The sequence below is a fragment of the Streptomyces sp. NPDC059875 genome, assembly GCF_042731085.1.
GTDB lineage: Bacteria > Actinomycetota > Actinomycetes > Streptomycetales > Streptomycetaceae > Streptomyces.
Window position 1 is genome coordinate 268,387 of record NZ_JBHWJZ010000006.1, and the last position, 21,065, is coordinate 289,451.

At 70.2% G+C, this 21,065-nt stretch carries 22 protein-coding genes and 3 tRNA genes; 12 read left to right on the top strand and 13 right to left on the bottom strand.

The window, feature by feature from the left end:
- Positions 1–38 precede the first annotated feature (38 nt).
- Positions 39–953 (top strand): phosphoribosylaminoimidazolesuccinocarboxamide synthase, encoded by a 915-nt coding sequence (locus ACFV9D_RS10410; protein ID WP_385143748.1) that lies wholly within the window; start codon positions 39–41, stop codon positions 951–953.
- A 54-nt stretch (positions 954–1,007) separates the two neighbouring features.
- Here ACFV9D_RS10410 and ACFV9D_RS10415 read toward each other — a convergent pair.
- The 8 genes from ACFV9D_RS10415 to ACFV9D_RS10450 all read right to left on the bottom strand — a co-directional run bounded on the left by ACFV9D_RS10415 (position 1,008) and on the right by ACFV9D_RS10450 (position 5,450).
- A tRNA-Gly gene (locus ACFV9D_RS10415) sits at positions 1,008–1,083 on the bottom strand.
- Between the two features lie 22 nt (positions 1,084–1,105).
- Positions 1,106–1,714: a response regulator transcription factor gene (locus tag ACFV9D_RS10420; RefSeq protein WP_361957989.1), complete on the bottom strand. Its 609-nt coding sequence runs from the start codon at positions 1,712–1,714 to the stop codon at positions 1,106–1,108.
- Positions 1,711–2,937, bottom strand: coding sequence for a sensor histidine kinase (locus ACFV9D_RS10425; RefSeq protein WP_385143750.1), 1,227 nt, complete (start codon positions 2,935–2,937; stop codon positions 1,711–1,713). The genes ACFV9D_RS10420 and ACFV9D_RS10425 overlap by 4 nt, the downstream gene beginning before the upstream one ends.
- A 17-nt stretch (positions 2,938–2,954) precedes the next feature.
- Positions 2,955–3,719: an ABC transporter permease gene (locus ACFV9D_RS10430; RefSeq protein ID WP_385143752.1), complete on the bottom strand. Its 765-nt coding sequence runs from the start codon at positions 3,717–3,719 to the stop codon at positions 2,955–2,957.
- Positions 3,716–4,648 carry an ABC transporter ATP-binding protein gene (locus tag ACFV9D_RS10435; RefSeq protein WP_385143754.1) on the bottom strand — a complete coding sequence of 311 codons (933 nt, stop codon included), beginning with the start codon at positions 4,646–4,648 and terminating at the stop codon, positions 3,716–3,718. The genes ACFV9D_RS10430 and ACFV9D_RS10435 overlap by 4 nt, the downstream gene beginning before the upstream one ends.
- Before the next feature lie 132 nt (positions 4,649–4,780).
- A tRNA-Gly gene (locus tag ACFV9D_RS10440) sits at positions 4,781–4,853 on the bottom strand.
- A gap of 80 nt (positions 4,854–4,933) precedes the next feature.
- Positions 4,934–5,005 (bottom strand) — tRNA-Gly (locus ACFV9D_RS10445).
- Positions 5,006–5,117: 112 nt separating this feature from the next.
- Positions 5,118–5,450 carry an Lsr2 family protein gene (locus tag ACFV9D_RS10450; RefSeq protein ID WP_385143756.1) on the bottom strand — a complete coding sequence of 111 codons (333 nt, stop codon included), beginning with the start codon at positions 5,448–5,450 and terminating at the stop codon, positions 5,118–5,120.
- Positions 5,451–5,771: 321 nt separating this feature from the next.
- Between ACFV9D_RS10450 and purS the strand changes: the two genes are divergently transcribed.
- The 5 genes from purS to ACFV9D_RS10475 all read left to right on the top strand — a co-directional run bounded on the left by purS (position 5,772) and on the right by ACFV9D_RS10475 (position 10,415).
- Positions 5,772–6,017, top strand: a complete 246-nt coding sequence (purS, locus tag ACFV9D_RS10455) for a phosphoribosylformylglycinamidine synthase subunit PurS (RefSeq protein ID WP_137994413.1) — start codon at positions 5,772–5,774, stop codon at positions 6,015–6,017.
- Entirely contained in the window at positions 6,014–6,694 is a 681-nt protein-coding gene (gene purQ, locus ACFV9D_RS10460; RefSeq protein WP_385143758.1) for a phosphoribosylformylglycinamidine synthase subunit PurQ, read from the top strand. Before purS ends, purQ begins: the two co-directional genes overlap by 4 nt.
- A complete protein-coding gene (gene purL / locus ACFV9D_RS10465) occupies positions 6,694–8,943 on the top strand; it encodes a phosphoribosylformylglycinamidine synthase subunit PurL (RefSeq protein ID WP_385143760.1) in 2,250 nt (749 codons plus the stop codon). Before purQ ends, purL begins: the two co-directional genes overlap by 1 nt.
- A 112-nt stretch (positions 8,944–9,055) precedes the next feature.
- A complete protein-coding gene (locus tag ACFV9D_RS10470; RefSeq protein WP_385143762.1) occupies positions 9,056–9,562 on the top strand; it encodes an ArsR/SmtB family transcription factor in 507 nt (168 codons plus the stop codon).
- A 25-nt stretch (positions 9,563–9,587) separates the two neighbouring features.
- Positions 9,588–10,415, top strand: a complete 828-nt coding sequence (locus ACFV9D_RS10475; RefSeq protein WP_385143764.1) for a M23 family metallopeptidase — start codon at positions 9,588–9,590, stop codon at positions 10,413–10,415.
- Here the strand turns inward: ACFV9D_RS10475 and ACFV9D_RS10480 are convergent.
- Complete coding sequence (locus tag ACFV9D_RS10480; protein WP_385143766.1) at positions 10,403–10,807, bottom strand: nuclear transport factor 2 family protein; 405 nt, start codon at positions 10,805–10,807, stop codon at positions 10,403–10,405. The two genes, ACFV9D_RS10475 and ACFV9D_RS10480, sit on opposite strands and share 13 nt — an antisense overlap.
- A 77-nt stretch (positions 10,808–10,884) precedes the next feature.
- Between ACFV9D_RS10480 and ACFV9D_RS10485 the strand changes: the two genes are divergently transcribed.
- Together ACFV9D_RS10485 and ACFV9D_RS10490 are read left to right on the top strand one after the other, a co-directional pair.
- A complete protein-coding gene (locus ACFV9D_RS10485; protein ID WP_385143768.1) occupies positions 10,885–11,673 on the top strand; it encodes a sterol carrier family protein in 789 nt (262 codons plus the stop codon).
- Between the two features lie 55 nt (positions 11,674–11,728).
- On the top strand, positions 11,729–12,577 hold the full coding sequence (locus ACFV9D_RS10490) for an META domain-containing protein (RefSeq protein ID WP_385143770.1): 849 nt from the start codon (positions 11,729–11,731) through the stop codon (positions 12,575–12,577).
- On the opposite strand, the gene ACFV9D_RS10495 is transcribed toward ACFV9D_RS10490, so the two are convergent.
- Together ACFV9D_RS10495 and ACFV9D_RS10500 are read right to left on the bottom strand one after the other, a co-directional pair.
- The gene (locus ACFV9D_RS10495) at positions 12,574–14,001 is read right to left on the bottom strand and encodes a sulfatase (protein WP_385143772.1); all 1,428 of its coding nucleotides are present in this window, start codon (positions 13,999–14,001) and stop codon (positions 12,574–12,576) included. The genes ACFV9D_RS10490 and ACFV9D_RS10495 overlap by 4 nt on opposite strands.
- A 178-nt stretch (positions 14,002–14,179) precedes the next feature.
- The gene (locus ACFV9D_RS10500) at positions 14,180–14,272 is read right to left on the bottom strand and encodes a putative leader peptide (RefSeq protein ID WP_385143774.1); all 93 of its coding nucleotides are present in this window, start codon (positions 14,270–14,272) and stop codon (positions 14,180–14,182) included.
- Between the two features lie 332 nt (positions 14,273–14,604).
- On the opposite strand from ACFV9D_RS10500, the gene purF reads away from it, so the two are divergent.
- Both purF and purM read left to right on the top strand, forming a co-directional pair.
- Complete coding sequence (purF, locus tag ACFV9D_RS10505) at positions 14,605–16,131, top strand: amidophosphoribosyltransferase (protein ID WP_385143776.1); 1,527 nt, start codon at positions 14,605–14,607, stop codon at positions 16,129–16,131.
- A 43-nt stretch (positions 16,132–16,174) separates the two neighbouring features.
- Positions 16,175–17,248 carry a phosphoribosylformylglycinamidine cyclo-ligase gene (gene purM, locus ACFV9D_RS10510; protein WP_385143778.1) on the top strand — a complete coding sequence of 358 codons (1,074 nt, stop codon included), beginning with the start codon at positions 16,175–16,177 and terminating at the stop codon, positions 17,246–17,248.
- 120 nt (positions 17,249–17,368) lie between these two features.
- On the opposite strand, the gene ACFV9D_RS10515 is transcribed toward purM, so the two are convergent.
- Positions 17,369–17,626: a DUF3073 domain-containing protein gene (locus tag ACFV9D_RS10515; RefSeq protein WP_385143780.1), complete on the bottom strand. Its 258-nt coding sequence runs from the start codon at positions 17,624–17,626 to the stop codon at positions 17,369–17,371.
- A 312-nt stretch (positions 17,627–17,938) separates the two neighbouring features.
- A complete protein-coding gene (locus tag ACFV9D_RS10520; protein WP_385143782.1) occupies positions 17,939–19,033 on the bottom strand; it encodes a Leu/Phe/Val dehydrogenase in 1,095 nt (364 codons plus the stop codon).
- Positions 19,034–19,192: 159 nt separating this feature from the next.
- Here ACFV9D_RS10520 and ACFV9D_RS10525 point away from each other — a divergent pair, with 159 nt between their 5' ends.
- Together ACFV9D_RS10525 and bldC are read left to right on the top strand one after the other, a co-directional pair.
- Positions 19,193–20,059, top strand: coding sequence for a hypothetical protein (locus tag ACFV9D_RS10525; protein ID WP_385143784.1), 867 nt, complete (start codon positions 19,193–19,195; stop codon positions 20,057–20,059).
- Between the two features lie 536 nt (positions 20,060–20,595).
- On the top strand, positions 20,596–20,802 hold the full coding sequence (gene bldC, locus ACFV9D_RS10530; protein ID WP_003949541.1) for a developmental transcriptional regulator BldC: 207 nt from the start codon (positions 20,596–20,598) through the stop codon (positions 20,800–20,802).
- Positions 20,803–21,065: the final 263 nt, after the last annotated feature.

The following is a 21,065-nucleotide window of genomic DNA, read 5'->3' on the forward strand; positions in this document are numbered from 1 at the left end:
AATCGAACCGTTCCTGGATCAACCTACGCGGAGGAACCGTGTCCGGATTCGTAGAAAAGCCCGAGCCTGTTCAGGTCCCGGGCCTGACCCACCTCCACACGGGCAAGGTGCGTGAGCTCTACCAGAACGAGGCGGGCGACCTCGTGATGGTGGCCAGCGACCGCATGTCCGCGTACGACTGGGTGCTGCCGACCGAGATCCCCGACAAGGGCCGGGTCCTCACCAAGCTCTCCCTGTGGTGGTTCGACCGGCTCTCCGACCTGGTCCCCAACCATGTCCTCTCCACCGAGGTCCCGGTCGGCGCCCCCGCCGACTGGGAGGGCCGCACCCTCATCTGCACGTCGCTGAAGATGGTGCCGGTCGAGTGCGTGGCCCGCGGCTATCTGACCGGCTCCGGCCTGGTCGAGTACAACGAGTCCCGTACGGTCTGCGGCCTCGCGCTCCCCGAGGGCCTCAGCGACGGCTCCGAGCTGCCCGCGCCGATCTTCACGCCCGCGACCAAGGCCGCGGTCGGCGACCACGACGAGAACGTGAGCTACGAGGAGGTCGCCCGCCAGGTCGGTGCGGAGACCGCCGCCCTGCTGCGCCAGACGACCCTCGCGGTCTACGGCCGGGCCCGGGACATCGCCCGCGAGCGCGGGATCATCCTCGCGGACACCAAGTTCGAGTTCGGCTTCGAGGCCTCGGAGGACGGCGGGGAGCGGCTGATCATCGCCGACGAGGTCCTGACCCCGGATTCCTCCCGCTTCTGGCCGGCGGCGAGCTGGGAGCCGGGCCGCGCGCAGCCCTCGTACGACAAGCAGTTCGTGCGCGACTGGCTGACCTCGCCGGCTTCCGGCTGGGACCGCAAGAGCGAGCAGCCGCCGCCGGCCCTCCCGCAGGAGATCGTGGACGCGACCCGCGCGAAGTACATCGAGGCGTACGAACTGCTGACCGGCAACACCTGGCAGTAGAGGCCCCGGAACACGAAGAAGCCCCCGGTCCGAGAGGACCGGGGGCTTCTTTCATGGAGCGGACGACGAGATTCGAACTCGCGACCCTCACCTTGGCAAGGTGATGCTCTACCAACTGAGCCACGTCCGCATGCGCCGTAGCGCGGAGCCAACTATACCCAACCTTTCTCCCGTGCGAGACGCACCGCCGTGTGACGGTTCTCGGCGCCGAGCTTCGCGGCGGCCGAGGAGAGGTAGTTCCGGACCGTTCCCTGCGACAGCGAGGCCCGCTCGGCGATCTCCGCGACGGGCGCCCCGTCGGCCGCGAGCTCCAGGACCTCGGCCTCGCGCGCGGTCAGCGGGGAGTCCCCGGCGGCGATCGCGTCGGCCGCCAACTCCGGGTCGACGTAACGGTTTCCGGCGTGCACGGTACGGATGAGCTCGGCCAGCCGCTGGGCGCTGACGGTCTTGGGCACGAAGCCCCGCACGCCGGCCGCGAGCGCGCGCTTGAGGTGTCCGGGGCGGCCGTGGCTGGTCACGATCATGGTCCGGCAGTCGGGCAGTTCGTCCCGCAGGGCTGTGGCGACCCTCACACCGTCGAGGCCCGGCATCTGCAGATCGAGGACGGCGACATCGGGCCGGTGGGCGCGGGCCATGGCGAGCGCCTCGGGTCCGGTGGCGGCCTGGGCGACGACGACGAGATCGTCCTCCAGGGCGAGCAGCGCGGCGAGCGCGCCCCGGATCAGGTGCTCGTCGTCGGCGAGCAGCACGCGTACGGTCACGCCCCCAGCCCCCGTCCCGGTACGGGTACCAGCGCCGTCACCTGGAACGTACCGTCGTCGTCCGGCCCCGCCTCCAGGGTCCCGTCCACCGCCGCGAGCCGCTCCCGCAGCCCCGCGAGGCCCGTGCCGCGCCCCATCACCGCCCCTTCCCGTACGCCGTCGTTCCGCACCGTCAGCAGCACCGAACCGTCCTTCTCCCGCAGCGAGATCGCGCACCGCCGCGCGTCCCCGTGCCGCAGCACGTTCGTCGTGGTCTCCCGGACCACCCAGCCGAGCACCGACTGGACCGTGCCGGGCAGGTCCATCGTCACCGGGTCGATCGCGCAGTCGATCCCCGCGGCGCCGAGCACCCCGCGGGCGCCCTCCAGTTCGACGCGCAGGTCCGCCTCGCGGTAGCCGCGCACGACGTCCCGTACCTCTCGCTGGGACTCCTGAGCGATCCGCTGGACCTCGATCATCTGGTCCACGGCCTCGGGTCGTTCGCGCCGGGCGAGCTGGACGGCGAGTTCGCTCTTGAGCGCGATGACCGAGAGGTTGCGGCCCATGACGTCGTGGAGGTCGCGGCCGAAGCGGAGCCGTTCCTCGGCGACGGCGAGCCGGGCCTTCAGGTCGCGGGAGTTCTCCAACTCCCATACGGCCTTCATCAGCCAGCGGGAGAACCCGCAGGCGGCGACGAGTCCGGCGCCGCCCGTGAGGATCCCGACCGCGTAGCCGAGCGCCTCTCCCGGGTCCACCCCCATCACTGCGACGGCCGTGCCGGTCGCGAGGGCGGCGGCCGGAGCCACGTACACCATCCGTCGAGGCCGGCGCACGCACAGCACGAGGCTGCCCAGGCTGAAGGTGACGAGGCCGGTGACGACGGCGGCGGCGACCGAGATGTCCGCGAGCAACCCCGTGGCCCGCAGTGCGATCACGATCAACGAACCGGCCGCCGTCAGGACGATCAGCGCGGTCGCGAGCCGGACCGGCCGCTCGCGCCGGTCCAGGGCCCAGTCCAGGGCGCGCGAGGAGAGCACGGCGTTCAGCACGGCGTGCACGCAGACGAGCAGCGACAGCGCGACGGCGAGGGGGGCGGCGATGCGGCTGTCACCTGAGCGGGAGATCGGTACCAGACCGATGGCGCCGATCTCGATCACCGTGAAGAAGTGGAAGCTCCACCGGGTGTACAGCTCGACCTTGGCCGCACTGCTGCGCCCGCTCCACCACCCCGTCAGCCTGGACACGCGCCCCGGCCCCCTTTCTAGCGACGCGGTTCCCAGCGGAACCACCGTCGGACAGCAAACACGGTGATCACGCCCCAGGCCAACGTGTTGAGCACGGCGGTCACCAGGTCCTTGGTGTCGCCGACGCCGAGCCAGCCGGTGCGGACGAGCTCCATGGCGCCGCTGAACGGCAGCAGTTGGCAGATGTCGGCGACGAGGTCGGGGAGCAGGTCGCGGGGGACCATCAGCCCCGAGCCCATCGCCGAGACGAGGAAGAACGGCAGCGTGGTGAGGCCCGCGCTCTCGACGTTGCGGGTGATGGCCGTGGTCGCGGCGGCCACTCCGGCCAGGAGCAGGATCGCGGCGAGCACGCCGAGCACGAGCAGGTCAGGCCGCTTCGGCGCGGGTACGTCGAGGGCGAGGGCGCCGCCCACGGTCAGCACGGCGCACTGGGCGAGGGCGATGGCCGCCGACGGCAGCGCGGCCCCGGCGAGGATCTCCAGGTCGCTCGCCTCTCCGGTACGCAGCCGCTTGAGGACCAGCTCCTCGCGCCGGGCGACGAGGGCGGACGTCAGGCCCATGTAGACGACGAGGACGAGGACCAGCCCGGTCCCGCCGATGAGAGTGGCTCCCGCCATGCCCAGCGGCAGCTCGTCCTGGCCCATCGTCGCGAGCGAGGACCGCATCACGAAGATCATCAGCAACGGCATCAGCAGGGCGATGAAGAGGTTGTTCTTGTTCCGCCCGAGGAGGGTGAGTTCGGCCCGCCCCAGCGAGGTCATCCGGCGTGCGGTCGCGTTCATCGAACAGTCTCCAGGGCGTCGGTACGGGAGTCGTCGGTACGGGAGGCGATCTCCAGGAACGCCTCTTCGAGGGAGGCCGAGCGGGCGTCGAGCCCGTCGAGCCGGACATCGGCCTCGCGGGCCCAGGTGAGGAGTTCGCCGAGCGCGTCCTGGAGGGTGTGCGTACGGATCTCCACGTGGCGCCCGTCCGCCGCGGCCTTCAGCCCGAGCGGGAGCCGCCCCGGCGCCATGCCCTCGGGGAGGGTGAAGCGGATGCGGGCGGGCCGGGCGGCGGTGACCTCGGCCGGGGTGCCCGAGAGCACGATCCGGCCCTGGTTCATGATCGCCAGCCGGTCGGCGAGGGACTCGGCCTCCTCCAGGTAGTGCGTGGTGAGGACGACGGTCGTGCCCCTGTCCCGCAGTTCCCGCACGAGTGCCCAGGTGTCGCGCCGGCCTTCGGCGTCGAGGCCGGTGGTCGGCTCGTCGAGGAAGAGGATCTCGGGGCGGCCGAGGAGGGCGAGCGCGAGATCGAGGCGCCGCCGCTCGCCGCCGGAGAGCTGCTTGATCCGCACCCGGGCGCGGGAGCCGAGCCCGACCTCGTCGAGCGCCTCACCGGTCGGCCGCGCGCCGCTGGTGCACCCCGCCCACATGCGGACGGTTTCGGCCACGGTCAGGTCGGAGGGGAAGCCGCCCTCCTGGAGCATCACCCCGATCCGGGGCCGGACAGCGGCCCGCTCCCGGTACGGGTCGTGGCCGAGGACCCGGACGCTGCCGCCGCTCGGTGCGGCGAGGCCTTCCAGGAGCTCGACGGTGGACGTCTTGCCGGCCCCGTTGGTCCCGAGCAGGGCGAAGATCTCGCCCTGCCGGACGGCGAAGGAGATCCCGTTGACGGCTTCGAAGCCGCCGGAGTAGCTCCGGCGCAGGCCCTCGGCCTCGATCACGTTGGTCATGGCATCAGCCTCCCGGCGGAGGGAGCCGGTCGGCAGTGCGCGGTGTCATCGCTGCTCATGACAAATGTCAGATGCCACGAGGTGCACACGACGAAGGCCCCGGTTCCGTAGAACCGGGGCCTTCGTTCTCTGAGCGGACGACGAGATTCGAACTCGCGACCCTCACCTTGGCAAGGTGATGCTCTACCAACTGAGCCACGTCCGCATTGCTGCCGCTCAGCTCTCACTGGGCGGTGCGAGCACCACTGTACCTGATCCTTTGGAGCGATCGGTAATGCGATGCAGAGCGGGTGACAGGAATTGCACACTGCGCCTTCCCCCTGGAAGGGGGATGTTCTACTACTGAACTACACCCGCACGCTGCGTGAGGTTCGGCCCTGCGGCCTCGCCCCTCGGCGTGATCCAGACTCTAGCCGATCAGCGGGGGTGCAATGCAACTCGGTTCCTGTGGGACCGTCGGCCCACCGCCTCAACTCGCCTCGCGGAAGGCTTCGTAGACCCGCTTCGGGATGCGTCCGCGGGCGGGCACGTCCATCTTGTTGGACTGCGCCCAGGCACGGACCGCCGCCGGGTCGGGGGCGAGGGCGGTGTGCTTGTACGAAGCCACGGAGGCGGCCGAGGCCTTGCCCGTCTGCTTCCGGCCGGCCGCGAGGTAGGGCGCCAGCGCCTTGCGCAGTTTCTTTGCATTGGCGGGATTCAGGTCGATCTCGTACGTCTTCCCGTCAAGGCCGAACGCAACCGTTTCCGCCGCTTCTCCGCCGTCGATGTCATCGAAGAGAGTGACCACTACTCGCTGAGCCACGGATAGGTCCTTTCCTGTCGGTCCGCCGTGCCGTGTCGGCGCGTGGAGCGCCTCTGACGTGCGGCGACACCGGCTTTACGGCTGCCCCGGGGCAATGCTGCTTTCCCCTGTATTCCTTTGTACAGCGGTAGGCGTCGCATTGTGAAGCCCAGCCAATTGCATCAGCGTGTCCCACCGCAATGGGCCGCGCAATATTTCACTTGAATTTTCCGTGAGGGTCTTTGGGTCCCTTTGTAGGGTCCTCCAGACTTCTACCCGCGTAGAATTTGGAGGCAGGTACGCTGAGGGAACCGCCCACGCAACACACCACCGGGAGTGCCAGTGGCACGCGTCGTAGTCGACGTCATGCTCAAGCCGGAGATCCTCGACCCTCAGGGGCAGGCGGTGCAGCGTGCACTGCCCCGCCTGGGATTCGACGGAATCGCCGACGTCCGCCAGGGAAAGCGCTTCGAGTTGGAGGTGGAGGGACCGGTCGACGAGGCCGCCCTCGCCCGCATCCATGAGATGGCCGAAACCTTCCTTGCCAACACCGTGATCGAAGACTTCACCGTGAAGGTGGAGTCGTGACCGCACGCATCGGCGTCGTCACGTTCCCCGGAACGCTCGACGATCAGGACGCGCTGCGCGCCGCCCGCCTCGCGGGCGCCGAGCCCGTCTCGCTCTGGCACCGCGACAAGGACCTCAAGCAGGTCGACGCCGTGGTCCTGGCCGGCGGCTTCTCCTACGGCGACTACCTGCGGGCCGGAGCCATCTCCCGCTTCTCGCCGGTGATGGAGACGATCATCGAGCAGGCGAAGGCGGGCATGCCCGTCCTCGGCATCTGCAACGGCTTCCAGATCCTCACCGAGGCCCATCTGCTGCCGGGCGCGATGCTGCGCAACAACCACCTGCACTTCATCTGCCGCGACCAGAAGCTGCGGGTGGAGAACGCGGACACCGCGTGGACCGTGGACTACGAGCAGGGCCAGGAGATCCAGGTCCCGCTCAAGAACATGGACGGCCGCTACGTCGCCGACGAGCGCGTGCTCGACGAGCTCGAGGCCGAGGGGCGGGTGGCCTTCCGCTACCTGGACGTGAACCCCAACGGCTCGCTCCGCGACATCGCGGGCATCACCAACGCCGCGGGCAACGTGGTCGGCCTCATGCCGCACCCCGAGCACGCCGTCGAGCCGCTGATCGGTACGGGCCGTACCGACGGCCTCGGTTTCTTCACCTCGATCCTCAAGAAGCTGGTCAACGCCTGATGACTCTGGACACGGTCAAGCACGCGACCGAGACGCCGGACAGCGAGCAGCCCTGGAAGGAGCTCGGCCTCAAGGAGGACGAGTACGCCCGCATCCGCGAGATCCTCGGCCGCCGACCCACCGGCGCCGAGCTCGCCATGTACTCGGTCATGTGGTCCGAGCACTGCTCCTACAAGAGCAGCAAGGTCCACCTGAAGCAGTTCGGCGAGAAGGTCCCGCAGAACGACGCCATGCTCGTCGGCATCGGCGAGAACGCGGGCGTCGTCGACGTCGGCCAGGGGTACGCGGTCACCTTCAAGGTCGAGTCGCACAACCACCCGAGCTATATCGAGCCCTACCAGGGCGCGGCCACCGGCGTCGGCGGCATCGTCCGCGACATCCTCGCGATGGGCGCCCGCCCGGTCGCGGTGGTCGACCCGCTGCGCTTCGGCGCGGCCGACCACCCCGACACCAAGCGCGTGCTCCCCGGAGTCGTCGCGGGCATCGGCGGCTACGGCAACTGCCTGGGCCTGCCGAACATCGGTGGCGAGGTCGTCTTCGACGAGTGCTACCAGGGCAACCCGCTGGTCAACGCCGGCTGCATCGGCGTGATGAAGCACGAGGACATCCACCTGGCCAAGGCCTCCGGCCCCGGCAACAAGGTGATCCTCTACGGCGCCCGTACCGGTGGCGACGGCATCGGCGGCGTCTCGGTCCTCGCGTCCGAGACCTTCGACGACAGCAAGCCGACGAAGCGCCCCGCGGTCCAGGTCGGCGACCCGTTCCAGGAGAAGCTCCTCATCGAGTGCACCCTGGAGATCTTCAAGGAGAAGCTGGTCGCGGGCATCCAGGACCTGGGTGGCGCCGGACTCTCCTGCGCGACCTCCGAGCTGGCCTCCGCCGGCTCCGGCGGTATGCGCGTCGAGCTCGACCGGGTCCACCTGCGCGACGCGACGCTCTCGCCCGAGGAGATCCTCATGAGCGAGTCGCAGGAGCGCATGTGCGCGATCGTCGAGCCCGAGCACGTCGACCGCTTCCTGGAGATCTGCGAGAAGTGGGACGTCATCGCCACCGTCATCGGTGAGGTGACCGAGGGCGAGCGCCTGGAGATCTTCTGGCACGGCGAGCAGATCGTCGACGTGCCGCCGCGCACGGTCGCGCACGAGGGCCCGGTCTACCACCGGCCGTACGCCCGACCGGAGTGGCAGGACGCGCTCCAGGCCGACGACGCGAACAAGCTGCCCCGGCCGCAGAACGGCGAGGAGCTGAAGGACCAGGTCCTGAAGCTGGTCTCCTCCCCGAACCAGGCGTCGAAGTCCTGGATCACGGACCAGTACGACCGGTTCGTGCAGGGCAACACCGTCCTCGCGCAGCCCGAGGACGCGGGCATGGTCCGCATCGACGCGGAGACCAACCTCGGTGTGGCCATGGCGACCGACGGCAACGGCCGGTACGCGAAGCTCGACCCTTACACGGGCGCGCAGCTCGCTCTTGCGGAGGCGTACCGCAACGTCGCCGCCTCCGGTGCGAAGCCGCTGGCGATCTCGGACTGCCTGAACTTCGGTTCGCCCGAGGACCCGGCCGTGATGTGGCAGTTCGCCGAGGCCACCCGTGGTCTCGCGGACGGCTGCCTCCAGCTCGGCACCCCGGTGACCGGCGGCAACGTCTCGCTGTACAACCAGACGGGCGAGGTCGCCATCCACCCGACGCCGGTCGTGGCCGTGCTCGGCGTGATCGACGACGTCAACCGCCGTACGCCGATCGCCTTCGCGGAAGAGGGCCAGCTCCTCTACCTGCTCGGCGACACGCGTGAGGAGTTCGGCGGCTCGGCCTGGTCCGAGGTCATCCACCGGCACCTCGGTGGTCTGCCGCCGGCCGTGGACCTCGACCGGGAGAAGCTGCTCGGCGAGATCCTGATCTCCGCCTCCCGCGACGGCATGATCGACGCGGCGCACGACCTGTCCGACGGCGGTCTGGTCCAGGCGGTCGTCGAGTCCTGCCTGCGCGGGGGCACGGGCGCGCGCCTGGTCGTCCCGGACGGCCTGGACGCCTTCACCTTCCTCTTCAGCGAGTCGGCCGGCCGTGCGGTCGTCGCCGTCCCGCGCAGCGAGGAGCTCCGCTTCACCGACATGTGCGGCGCGCGGGGCCTGCCCGCGACCCGGATCGGTGTCGTGGACGGCGAAGAGGTCGACGTCCAGGGCGAGTTCAGCATCTCCCTGGAGGAGCTGCGTACGGCCCACGAGGCGACGATCCCGGGCCTGCTGGTCTGACATCTCGCAGTAAGCGACGCGGTACGGGAGCCCCCGTCCGGACCTTCGGGTCCGGGCGGGGGCTTTCGCGTTCCTGCTTGCGCGAGATTACGTAATTACGTAATCTGCGAACATGGAGCTGGAAGAGCGGGTCGCCGAGCTGGAACGGCGTATGGCGGCCCTGGAGAGCGAGGAGCGCCCCGCGCCCGAGGTCGTCGACACGACGTTCTGGGCCCTGGAAGGGCTCAAGTCGCAGCTCGCGCAGGCGGGTGCGGCGGGCGAGGACGGCGCGGTGCTGTTCACGGGATCGGTCCGACTGCCGACCGAGGAGCGGTACGAGTGGCAGTTCGGCGCCTTCACCGAGCGGCTGCTCGACGAGGACTGGGCAGAGACCGCCGAGTCCTTCGCCGCGCTCGGCCATCCCGTACGGCTCCGGCTGCTGCGGGAGATCGTCGGCGGCCGGCGCACGGCCGCCGAACTGGCGGAGCTCGAGGAGATCGGCACGACCGGCCAGATCTACCACCACCTGCGCCAACTGACCGGCGCGGGCTGGCTCCACACCACGGGACGCGGCCGCTACGAGGTACCGGGAGCCAGGGTCGTCCCGCTCCTCGTGGTCCTCACGGCGGCCCGTCCGTAACCGCGATCGTTCAGGGGGAACGTTCATGTTGTCGCGCAAGGCCGCGGTGGTCCTCCACCGCACGCTCTGGCTGGTGTTCGTCGTACAGGCGGTCGCCTCGGTCTTCGTCGAACCGCCGTATCCGTACTGGGTGGGCTGGCTCCCGGCGATCGCCGCCGGGGCGCTCGGTGTCACGCTCGCCAGGACCGCCGGCAAGCGGATCGAGGCGGCGCAACGGGCCACCGTCGAGGTGGATCCACCGGTCACCGGCCGCTGGTCGGCGCTCAACAGCCCGGCGGACCGGACGCCCAGCCACGGCACGCACCAGTTCGGCCAGACGTACGCCATCGACATCGTGGCGGAGGACGCGTCGCGCCCCCGTCCGCCCTTCGTCCGGCTGTGGCCGGTGTTCCGGCCGAGCGAGGACTTCCCGGCCTTCGGCGCCCCGCTGCTCGCGGTCGCCGACGCGACCGTCGTGCACGCCGAGGACGGACAGCGCGACCACCTCAGCCGCAACTCACTGCCTGCCGTGATCTATCTGCTGCTGGTCGAGTCCGCCGTCCGCAGTCTGTCCGGCGCGCGCCGTGTCACCGGGAACCACCTGGTCCTCGACCTCGGCGACGGTACGTACGCCATGTACGCGCATCTGAAGCGCGGCTCGCTCGCGGTCCGCGCGGGCGATCGGGTGGTGGCCGGGCAGGTGCTCGCCCGGTGCGGCAACTCCGGCAACTCCAGCGAGCCGCATGTGCACTTCCAGCTGATGGACGGCCCGGATCTGGACACGGCCCGGGGCGTTCCGTTCACCTGGCGTGGTGTGGGCGTGCCGAAGAACGGCGAGACGTTCGTGGCGGGGCGGGCTTCCTACTCGGCCTGACCCCAGAAGGCGTCGGACTCGTCGATGTCCTGCACGCACTCGTCGACGTCGGTGACCTTGCCTCCGACGATGGTGAAGAAGAGACCGCCGTGCATCTCGATGCCGCGGTCGCCGCGGTCGCCGAACCACTTGTGCGTCGCCATGACGTGCCCACGGCCGTCCGGGTACGCGGCCTCCAGTTCGACCCGGAAGGTGCCGTTGGTGAGCTCGAAGAGCTTCCCGAAATGTGCGAGGACGTTGTCCGCGCCCTTGAAGTGGCCGGACATCTGGCTGCTGCCCGGTGAGTGGTGGGTGCAGTCCGAGGTCATCAGCGACCGCACGGTTTCCATGTCTCCCGTGGAGAACGCTTCGTAGCCCCGGCGGACCACGGCGACGTCAGGGTGCTCAGCCATGGCTGATCGACCCCTCTCCTGCGCGTAGGTGTGTGCGGCAAGCCCTCCCTCTCCAGTCTCCGACTACCCTCGCCCCCATGCCACCGGCCAAGAAGCGCACCCGCAGCTACGACTCCGCCAAGATCCGCGCCGCCGTGCTCGCGCAGTTCGGGAACGTACGGGAGGCGGTGGCCACGCTCACTCCCGAGCAGCTCGACGGGCCGACCCGGCTGGGGGAGTGCACCGTACGGGAGCTGGCGGCGCACATGACCATGGTCCTCGGCTCGGTCGTCCGCAAGCTCTCCGAGCCCGAGCCGGCGACGCTCGAACTCGCCCTGCTCGACTGGCCCTCGGCAACCGCCACCGCCGCCGCGACGATCGACGAGGACACCCGGGCGATCGACACGGGCGACCTGGCAGGCCTGTACGCGGGGACGGTGGCGCTCTTCGAGGAGCGGATCGCCGGCGTCCCGGACGAGCGCCTCGTCCCGACGCGCTTCGGCACCATGCGCCTCGGCGACCACCTCGTCACCCGCACCGTCGAACTCGTCGTCCACACCGGTGACCTGAACGCGGCGACCGGCCTGGACGTCCCGTACGACCGGCAGGCCCTGGCCGCCTGTACGCGTCTGCTCGCCGACGCGCTCGCGGTGAAGGCGCCGGGCGGCGCGGTCGAGGTACGGGTCCCGCCCTTCGCGGTCGTTCAGTGCGTGGAGGGCCCGAGGCACACCCGGGGCACCCCGCCCAACGTCGTCGAGACGGATCCGCTGACCTGGATCCGGCTGGCGACCGGCCGGGCGCGGTGGGCGGAGGAGCTGGACGCGGCGCGGATCCGGGCGAGCGGCGAACGCGCCGACCTGGCCGGGCTGCTGCCGCTGATGGGCTGAGCGGCGCATGGTGAGGCGGGCGGAACCGTCCGTACCGTTCACCCGTCCCATCCCCATGCTGAAGACACGTACCACCGCAGCCGCCGCCGTCCTGGCCTCGCTCGTCGTGCTCTCGGCGTGCGGCACCGAGAAGGCCGGTTCCGAGCCCGGTGCCGGCGCCGTCGCCCCCGACGTGCCCGTCGCCGGAGTGCACTGGGCCTTCGACACCGTGACCGTGGCCGGCAAGGAGACCCGGGCGCCCGACGGTGCCCACGTCGAGATCACCGCCGACGGCCAGGCGTCGGGGAACAGCGGCTGCAACGGCTTCGGTGCCGAGGTATCGGTCCAGGGGGACACGGTCACCGTGAAGCAGGGCCAGGGCACCGAGATGGCCTGTCCCGGTGAGCGGGGCGCCTTCGAGGCGGTGCTCCAGAAGGCCTTCTCCGGCACCCTCAAGGCGAAGCTGGACGGCGACCGGCTCACCCTCACCTCGCCCGACGGCAAGAACGTCGTCGCGCTGACGTCCGAGCCGCCCGCCCCGCTGAACGGCACCACCTGGAGCATCGACTCCCTGCTCTCCGGCGAGACGGCCACCTCCCTGCCGAAGGGCAGCGAGGGCAAGGCGCACCTCGTCATCGCCAAGGACGGCAAGGTGAGCGGCAACCTGGGCTGCAACCGGTTCACGGCCACGGCGAAGGTCACCGCGGACACCCTCACCGTCACGGGACCGGTCGCGACCACGCGGATGATCTGCTCGGGCCCGCAGATGGAGCTGGAGACCAAGCTGTACGAGCTCCTCGACGGACCCCTCTCGTACGAGCTGCGCCATCGCACCCTGACGCTCACCGGTACCGACGGCGAGGGCTTCGCCGCCACCGCGAAGCCGGCGGCGACGTCCCCCACGACGTCCCCCGCTCAGTCCTAGCTCCCGTACGGCAGCAGCCCCGCGTCCGTCCGCTCCCACGCCGCCCGCAGCCCGGCCAGCCGCTCCTGCTCGTACGGCGCCCGGTCGGCCTGTTCGCGGGCGTCCTCGGTGAGGTGGAAGAGCTGGTCGCGGCCGTTCTTGCCCCGGTAGTACTTCCACTCACCGCGGCGCAGCGCCCGCTCGCCCCGCACCCGCCAGAAGAGGTCGCGCTCGCCGATCTCCTCGCCCCGCAGCAGGTGCCCGGCGAGGCTGGTGCCGTCGAGCGGGTACGCCGGGTGGGGGCGGGCACCGCCCAGTTCGAGGAGGGTCGCCGTCCAGTCGGGTGTGTAGACGGGCAGGTCGCTGACCTGGCCGCCGTCGATCCGGGCGGGCCAGCGCAGGACCGAGGGGACGCGGATGCCGCCTTCCTGGAGCGAGCCCTTGTTGCCGGCCAGCGGCCAGTTGTAGGAGAAGCGCTCACCGCCGTTGTCGCTGGCGAAGAAGACGAGGGTGTCGCGCTCCTGCCCGGACCGCTTCAGCGCCTCGAGCACCGTGCCGATCGAGCGGTCGAGGTCCTCGACCATCTCCTTGTACTTCTCGATGGAGCCGCCGTCCTGGTGCCACAGGGCACTGCGGTCGCCCGCCTTGATCCGGCGGACGATCTCGGCGCTCGTCTCCTCGTCGCCGTCGGCGATCCACGGCCAGTGGGGGGTGGTGAAGTTCAGGTTGAGCAGCCAGGGCCGGTCGTGCTCCCGGCGCACGTACTCGCTCGCCCGCTCGGTCAGGATGCGGGTGTAGTAGCGCAGGTCCTTGTAGGGCGCGTCGCCCTCGTAGAGGTCGTACTCGCCGCCGAGGCCGAGCTTGGAGTAGTACTCCAGGGCTCCGCCGAAGTTGCCGAAGAACTCGTCCCAGCCGGATCGGGTGGGGGAGTAGTCGGGCAGGTAGCCGCAGTGCCACTTGCCGATGAGCGCGGTGGCGTAGCCGGCTTCGCGCAGCCGTGAGGCGAGCGTGGGGTGCGTGGGCTCCAGACCGACCGTCTTGTCGGCGATCGGCTCGGCGAGTCCGCCCTTCGTCCGGCCGGGGAAGCGGCCGGTGTAGAGGCTGAAGCGCGTGGGGGAGCAGGTCGCCGAGCCGGAGTAGGCGTTCGTGAAGCGGACGCCCTGGCGGGCGAGCCGGTCGAGGTGGGGGGTGCGGATGTGGGTCGAGCCGTACGAGGAGAGGTCGGCCCAGCCGAGGTCGTCGCCGAGGACGAACAGGATGTTCGGCCGCCGCGAGCTCCGGCCGGGCGCGGCACGGAACGGCCGCTCCCTGGCCTGCGCGATCCCGGCCTGCGAGGTCCCGGCCTGCGCGGTCCCGGCTCCGGCGCCCAGCGCGGTGACGGCGGCGGCCCCGACTGCTGCCCCGCCGAAGGCGCGTCGGGACAAGGGGATCTCGGGCGTGGGCATGGAGGCTCCTTGGAAGTGCAGGGGTGCGTGAAGGCAGGGCGGGCGCGCGGGGGCGCGTGGCATCACGGCCCGTATGCGGGCAGTGGCTCAGGAAAGAAGCGCCCTGAGCGCCGGGCAGGCGCGGGCCATGGGGGTACGCATGTACTCCCGTGATCGATGGCGCGGGGGCGGGGTGGGGCTAGGCGCAGCGACAGAGCGCGCCGGCGACACGGACGAGGTCGACGTGTCGGCGCGCCACGAGGGTGACCGAGCGGTCACGCACAGGCTGCATGAGGCTGGAGCCTGGCCGAAGGTTCGTGCACCTGTCAACGGTCGTTCCGGCCCCTGGGACGCCCGTCCGGGACCGGCCCGGGACCCGTCCGACGCCGTTCCGCTGCGAACTCCGTCACATCCCGGGCCGTCCGCGCCCGGATCTACCGGCCGGTAGCGCCTTGTGGGGCGCTCACCCCCGACACCCCGGAGCCCGGTCCCCCCTTGGGTCCCGGGCACCTCGCGGGCGCCCCGTGGGACGCCTGTGGATCAGCTCGTACGATCACACCATTCGGGGACCCCGCTCAATTCCCCAATTCGGACCAGTGCGCTACCTCGCCTACACTCGGAGACGTGCCACGTGGTGACGGTCGACTCAATCACGATCTGCTCCCCGGCGAGAAAGGCCCCCAGGACGCTTGTGGCGTCTTCGGTGTCTGGGCTCCGGGTGAAGAGGTCGCAAAGCTCACGTACTTCGGGCTCTACGCCCTCCAGCATCGGGGCCAGGAATCCGCGGGAATCGCGGTCAGCAACGGCTCCCAGATCCTCGTCTTCAAGGACATGGGCCTCGTGTCCCAGGTCTTCGACGAGACCTCTCTCGGTTCCCTCCAGGGTCATATCGCGGTCGGTCACGCCCGCTACTCGACCACTGGTGCCTCCGTGTGGGAGAACGCGCAGCCGACGTTCCGGGCGACCGCCCACGGCTCCATCGCGCTCGGCCACAACGGCAACCTGGTGAACACGGCGCAGCTCGCCGAGATGGTCGCCGACCTGCCGAAGCAGGAAGGCCGCACCACCCGTGTGGCGGCCACCAACGACACCGACCTGCTCACGGCGCTGCTCGCCGCGCAGGTCGACGAGGACGGCAAGCCGCTCACCATCGAGCAGGGCGCCGCGAAGATCCTCCCGCAGGTGAAGGGCGCGTTCTCCCTCGTCTTCATGGACGAGCACACGCTCTACGCGGCCCGTGACCCGCAGGGCATCCGCCCGCTGGTCCTCGGTCGTCTCGAGCGCGGCTGGGTCGTCGCCTCCGAGTCCGCCGCCCTCGACATCTGCGGCGCCAGCTTCGTCCGCGAGGTCGAGCCGGGCGAGATGATCGCGATCGACGAGAACGGCATCCGCACCTCGCGATTCGCGGAAGCGAAGCCCAAGGGCTGTGTCTTCGAGTACGTGTACCTGGCCCGCCCGGACACGGACATCGCCGGCCGCAACGTCTACCTCTCCCGCGTGGAGATGGGCCGTCGCCTCGCCAAGGAGGCCCCGGTCGAGGCGGACCTGGTCATAGCGACGCCGGAGTCCGGCACTCCGGCCGCGATCGGCTACGCCGAGGCCTCCGGCATCCCCTTCGGCGCCGGTCTGGTGAAGAACGCCTACGTCGGGCGCACCTTCATCCAGCCGTCCCAGACCATCCGCCAGCTGGGCATCCGGCTGAAGCTGAACCCCCTGAAGGAAGTCATCAAGGGGAAGAAGCTCGTGGTCGTCGACGACTCGATCGTCCGCGGCAACACCCAGCGCGCCCTCGTCCGCATGCTCCGCGAGGCGGGCGCCGCCGAGGTCCACATCCGGATCTCCTCCCCGCCCGTGAAGTGGCCGTGCTTCTTCGGCATCGACTTCGCCACCCGCGCGGAGCTGATCGCCAACGGCATGACGGTCGACGAGATCGGCAAGTCGCTCGGCGCGGACTCGCTCTCGTACATCTCCCTCGACGGGATGATCGAGGCGACCACCATCCAGAAGCCGAACCTCTGCCGCGCCTGCTTCGACGGCGAGTACCCGATGGAACTCCCGGACCCGGAGCTGCTCGGCAAGCAGCTGCTCGAGACGGAGCTGGCCGCCGGCCCCGCCGCGACCGCGGCCGCCGACGCCCTGCGCCGCCCGTAAGACCCCGCTGCACCCCGCAGTACGACACGAAAGCTCTGAACCCATGTCTCAGACCACCGGTGCCAGCTACGCGAGTGCGGGCGTCGACATCGAAGCGGGCGACCGCGCCGTCGAGCTCATGAAGGAGTGGGTGAAGAAGACCCAGCGCCCCGAGGTCGCGGGCCTCGGCGGCCTCGGCGGCTTCGCCGGCCTCTTCGACGCCTCCGCCCTCAAGCGCTACGAGCGTCCGCTGCTCGCCTCCGCCACCGACGGTGTCGGCACGAAGGTCGACATCGCCCGCCAGATGGGCGTGTACGACACCATCGGCCACGACCTGGTCGCGATGGTCATGGACGACATCGTCGTCTGCGGCGCCGAGCCGCTCTTCATGACGGACTACATCTGCGTCGGCAAGGTCCACCCCGAGCGGGTCGCCGCCATCGTCAAGGGCATCGCCGAGGGCTGCGTCCTGGCCGGCACCGCCCTGGTCGGCGGCGAGACCGCCGAGCACCCCGGCCTGCTCGGCCCCGACGACTTCGACGTCGCCGGCGCCGGTACGGGCGTGGTCGAGGCGGACCGACTGCTCGGCCCCGATCGCATCCGTACGGGTGACGCCGTCATCGCGATGGAGTCCTCCGGCCTTCACTCCAACGGGTACTCGCTCGTCCGCCACGTGGTCTTCGACCGCGCCGGCATGAGCCTCGACCAGCACGTCGAGGAGCTCGGCCGGACCCTGGGCGAGGAGCTCCTGGAGCCCACCAAGATCTACTCGCTGGACTGCCTGGCGCTCACCCGGACCGCCGAGGTGCACGCCTTCAGCCACATCACCGGTGGCGGCCTGGCCGCCAACCTGGCGCGCGTGATCCCGGCCGGGCTGCACGCCACGGTCGACCGTTCGACCTGGGCCCCGGGCGCGATCTTCGACCTCGTCGGCAAGGCCGGACAGGTCGAGCGCCTGGAGCTCGAGAAGACCCTGAACATGGGCGTCGGCATGATGGCCGTCGTGCCGGCCGAGTCCGTGGAGGTCGCCCTGGCGACCCTGGAGGACCGGGGCGTCGAGGCCTGGGTCGCGGGCGAGATCACCGAGCGCGGCGAGCGCGCGACGGGCGCCGAGCTGGTCGGCGACTACGCGGTCTGATCCGGCGCGGTGGGTGGGCACCGCCCCACCCACCGCGCCGTGAGGCGTCTCGTGGACGCACAGAAACCCGGTCCGGGTGTCCCGGACCGGGTTCGGTGTTGAGCAGCGCTCTTCAAGAGGTCAAGCGCGACGGTGGGACGACGCGTCGGGACCGGACTCGTCGTCCTCGTCCTCGTCGTCCGTGTTGTAGAGATCCGCGTACTGCGCGTACGGGTCGTCTTCCTCGTCGTCGTCCTCGAACGGCTCGCCATTCGGCGGCTGGCTCGAAGTCGAAGCGCCCAGCTCGTTGGCCAGACGCGACAGGTCAGTCCCGCCGCTGCTGTACTTCAGCTGGCGGGCGACCTTCGTCTGCTTGGCCTTTGCCCGGCCGCGCCCCATGGCTCGACCCCCTCGGTGACGGGGCTCGACGGCCCCAGAGTCTTGACACGCGTTCATGATTCGGAACGGGCTCTCGACAGAGAGACCGGTCCGTAGGGCTTCAACGGTACCTGCTTCCGTGGCCATACGGTACGCCGCACGCATCACATGCCCCGGTACAGAACCATCGAGGTGCCCTGTCCTCGCTGGTCAATCGCGATTTTAACCTCTTCTTGAGGGCCGACCCGCCGACCGGGGTGAGTCATCTCTCGATTGGGGTGAACCTACAAAGTTCACTCCTTGGAGCGCCCCGCGGGCCGGCCCTGTCAAGAATCAGCCGCGGCGCGCCTCGGCCATCCGCTGCTCGGCGATCCGGTCGGCGGCCGCGGCCGGCGGGATACCGTCCGCCTTCGCACGCGCGAAGATCTCGAGGGTCGTGTCGAAGATCTTCGTGGCCTTCGCCTTGCACCGGTCGAAGTCGAAGCCGTGCAGCTCGTCGGCGACCTGGATCACGCCACCGGCGTTGACGACGTAGTCGGGCGCGTAGAGGATCCCGCGGTCCGCGAGGTCCTTCTCGACACCGGGGTGCGCGAGCTGGTTGTTGGCCGCGCCGCAGACGATCCGCGCGGTCAGGACCGGCACGGTGTCGTCGTTCAGGGCGCCGCCGAGGGCGCACGGGGCGTAGACGTCCAGACCCTCGACGCGGATCAGCGCGTCGGTGTCCGCGACGACCGTGACCTGCGGGAACTTGTCCGTGATCCGGCGCAGCGACTCCTCGCGGACATCGGTGATGTACACCTCCGCACCGTCGGACAGGAGGTGCTCGACGAGGTAGTGGCCGACCTTGCCGACACCCGCGACGCCGACCTTGCGGTCGCGGAGCGTGGGGTCGCCCCAGAGGGTCTGCGCGGAGGCGCGCATGCCCTGGAAGACGCCGAAGGCGGTGAGGACCGAGGAGTCGCCGGCGCCGCCGTTCTCGGGGGAGCGGCCGGTGGTCCACTGGTTGGTGCGGGCGACGACGTCCATGTCGGCGACGTAGGTGCCGACGTCGCAGGCCGTCACGTAGCGGCCGCCGAGGGAGGCGACCATGCGTCCGTAGGCGAGCAGCAGCTCTTCGGTCTTGATCTTCTCGGGGTCGCCGATGATCACGGCCTTGCCGCCGCCGTGGTCGAGGCCGGCCATGGCGTTCTTGTACGACATGCCACGGGAGAGGTTCAGCGCGTCGGCGACGGCCTCCGCCTCGGTGGCGTACGGATAGAACCGGGTACCGCCGAGGGCCGGGCCCAGGGCGGTGGAGTGGAGAGCGATGACGGCCTTGAGGCCGGAGGCGCGGTCCTGGCAGAGCACGACTTGCTCGTGGCCACCCTGCTCCGAGTGGAACAGAGTGTGCAGTACGTCAGCAGCAGGAACGCCGGTCACATCGGTCACGGTGGTGACTCCCAAGTACGAAGCGGCGGTTGCACCGGCCCCTCCTGCGGGTGGTGGCGGGACCGGTTCGGCAAGAGAGTAAGTCCTACGCGCGCGTAGATCCGCCGCAGTGCGCAGGATCACCCTCTCCCGGAGTACCACCGTGGAAGGATTTGCGACATGTCGGTCGCCTCCTCGGTCCTCGTCCCGTACGCCTCCTATCTGCGGGTCTACGAGCCGCTGGCGGCCTTCCCCGAGCCGGAGCGGGGGCACTGGGCCCGGTACGCGCGGCGGGCGGACACCCCGACCGCGCAGGACGAGCTGCGCCGGTCACTGGCGGACCTGGTGCCGACGCCGCCGGTCCCGGTGCCGGTCCACGAGAGCGGTGACGCCTTCGTCGCGTACGTGGACGGGGTGGTCGTGGTCTGCCCGTGGCGGACCCGGCTGCGGGGCTGGCTGGCCCTGGAGGAGCTGGGGCAGGTGCGGGCGGCCGAGCCGGGGCGTTCGCTGCCGGGGGCGGTGCTCGACGCGATGCTGCCGCCGGTGGTGCGCGCCCAGGTGACGGCGGATCACGAGCGCTGGCGCGAGCGGAACCCGGACGCGCGCCCGTGGATCCGTACGGCGGTCTGGCAGGTGCCGGTGCGCTGGTTCACGCTCTTCGCGGACGAGGAGCGGGAGTACGTCCCCGGGGCCGCCGGGAAGGCGCCGGTGTTCCGGTACCGGACGCCGATGGTGCAGGCGCGCCGCCGGCTCGCACGCGCGCTGCGGGCGCTGCGGGAGTCGATCGACGAGGGGCCGCTGACCGAGGGCCTGGTCGAGGTGGGCCGGTGGCTGGAGGAGTTCCATCCGCGGGCGCTGGTGGAGCTGGACTACGGCGGCCTGGTGCACGCGCTGTCGGCGGAGCGGCTCGCGGGGGACCGGTCGGCGGCGGATGTGGCCGAGGGGATCGCGGCGCTGCGGGACGGCGACGGGGAGGGTGCGAGCGAGGCGTACGGCCGGCTGGCGGAGCGGTGGCGGGAGATCCGCAACCTGCAGTTCGCCAATTGACCATCGACAGGACATGTACGGCTGATGTAAATGATCACTAAGCGCCGCGGGTCCTTGGTGGGTCCTTGGGGGGACGTTGGTGAGTCCGCGGCGGGACGTAGGTCCCGATCCGGGCCTTTGGCTCAAGCGTGACGGATAGCACTTACTGCGCCCTTGCGTCCATCACCCACCCTCGTGCCAAAATAGGACAAGGAGTCCGGGGAGGGTTCCTTCCGTCCAACTATGGGCGGAACGCTCAGCATTGCACTCTATGGGGGGTCTGACGACTCCTGATCGCTCTGTGACTGATCGTCACAGTGGCGTGACTGTCCGTTATGGCATGGTCCATTGACTTCCGCCGCTGATGAACACCTGCGAGGGCAATTCCATCGGTTTGGCCGACGTGGCTGGACGGATGGTGTAGTTGTAGTGCCGAGGACAAGCCGTTCGTCCTATAACCGACTCGGCTCGCGTCCGCCATTTCGGGCAACGCGGGTCAAGGTGCAGAATTTAGAGGAAAGAACCGAGAAGGTTCGGTTCTCCCGAGGAGGCCGCTCATGACCGCTCGCACCCCTGATGCCGAGCCGCTGCTGACCCCCGCTGAGGTTGCCACGATGTTCCGCGTGGACCCGAAGACGGTGACCCGTTGGGCGAAGGCAGGAAAGCTCACGTCCATCCGCACGCTGGGTGGACACCGCCGGTACCGCGAGGCTGAGGTCCGCGCCCTGCTGGCGGGCATTCCGCAGCAGCGCAGCGAGGCCTGAGGTACGCGCAACACCCCGCTTCACCGGGCACTTCCGGGTCCCCCAACCTGGACCGCCCACCCCAAGCACTACCGACGGGCGCCTGCCCCAACAGGCTCTTCGTCATCGATCGCGCTGGACTCCGCCGGGTCCAGCGCGATCTTTTTTGTGCCCCGTCACACGGCTCGAAGGGTGGTGCAATTGCACATATTAAATGGGGCCCGTGTAGGGAGGGTGTAAGTGAACCGGTTTCTGAAACTGGTGCGGTGACTCCCGTCACACTG

Excerpts from the sequence above, each read along its gene's own strand:
- ACFV9D_RS10485 (WP_385143768.1), top strand. The coding sequence starts at position 10,885 with ATGCCACCGGCCAAGAAGCGCACCCGCAGCTACGACTCCGCCAAGATC.
- ACFV9D_RS10515 (WP_385143780.1), bottom strand. The coding sequence starts at position 17,626 with ATGGGGCGCGGCCGGGCAAAGGCCAAGCAGACGAAGGTCGCCCGCCAG.
- ACFV9D_RS10490 (WP_385143770.1), top strand. The coding sequence starts at position 11,729 with ATGCTGAAGACACGTACCACCGCAGCCGCCGCCGTCCTGGCCTCGCTC.
- ACFV9D_RS10430 (WP_385143752.1), bottom strand. The coding sequence starts at position 3,719 with ATGAACGCGACCGCACGCCGGATGACCTCGCTGGGGCGGGCCGAACTC.
- ACFV9D_RS10500 (WP_385143774.1), bottom strand. The coding sequence starts at position 14,272 with ATGCAGCCTGTGCGTGACCGCTCGGTCACCCTCGTGGCGCGCCGACAC.
- ACFV9D_RS10480 (WP_385143766.1), bottom strand. The coding sequence starts at position 10,807 with ATGGCTGAGCACCCTGACGTCGCCGTGGTCCGCCGGGGCTACGAAGCG.
- bldC (WP_003949541.1), top strand. The coding sequence starts at position 20,596 with ATGACCGCTCGCACCCCTGATGCCGAGCCGCTGCTGACCCCCGCTGAG.
- purM (WP_385143778.1), top strand. The coding sequence starts at position 16,175 with ATGTCTCAGACCACCGGTGCCAGCTACGCGAGTGCGGGCGTCGACATC.
- ACFV9D_RS10525 (WP_385143784.1), top strand. The coding sequence starts at position 19,193 with ATGTCGGTCGCCTCCTCGGTCCTCGTCCCGTACGCCTCCTATCTGCGG.
- ACFV9D_RS10475 (WP_385143764.1), top strand. The coding sequence starts at position 9,588 with ATGTTGTCGCGCAAGGCCGCGGTGGTCCTCCACCGCACGCTCTGGCTG.
- ACFV9D_RS10495 (WP_385143772.1), bottom strand. The coding sequence starts at position 14,001 with ATGCCCACGCCCGAGATCCCCTTGTCCCGACGCGCCTTCGGCGGGGCA.
- ACFV9D_RS10435 (WP_385143754.1), bottom strand. The coding sequence starts at position 4,648 with ATGACCAACGTGATCGAGGCCGAGGGCCTGCGCCGGAGCTACTCCGGC.
- ACFV9D_RS10470 (WP_385143762.1), top strand. The coding sequence starts at position 9,056 with ATGGAGCTGGAAGAGCGGGTCGCCGAGCTGGAACGGCGTATGGCGGCC.
- purL (WP_385143760.1), top strand. The coding sequence starts at position 6,694 with ATGACTCTGGACACGGTCAAGCACGCGACCGAGACGCCGGACAGCGAG.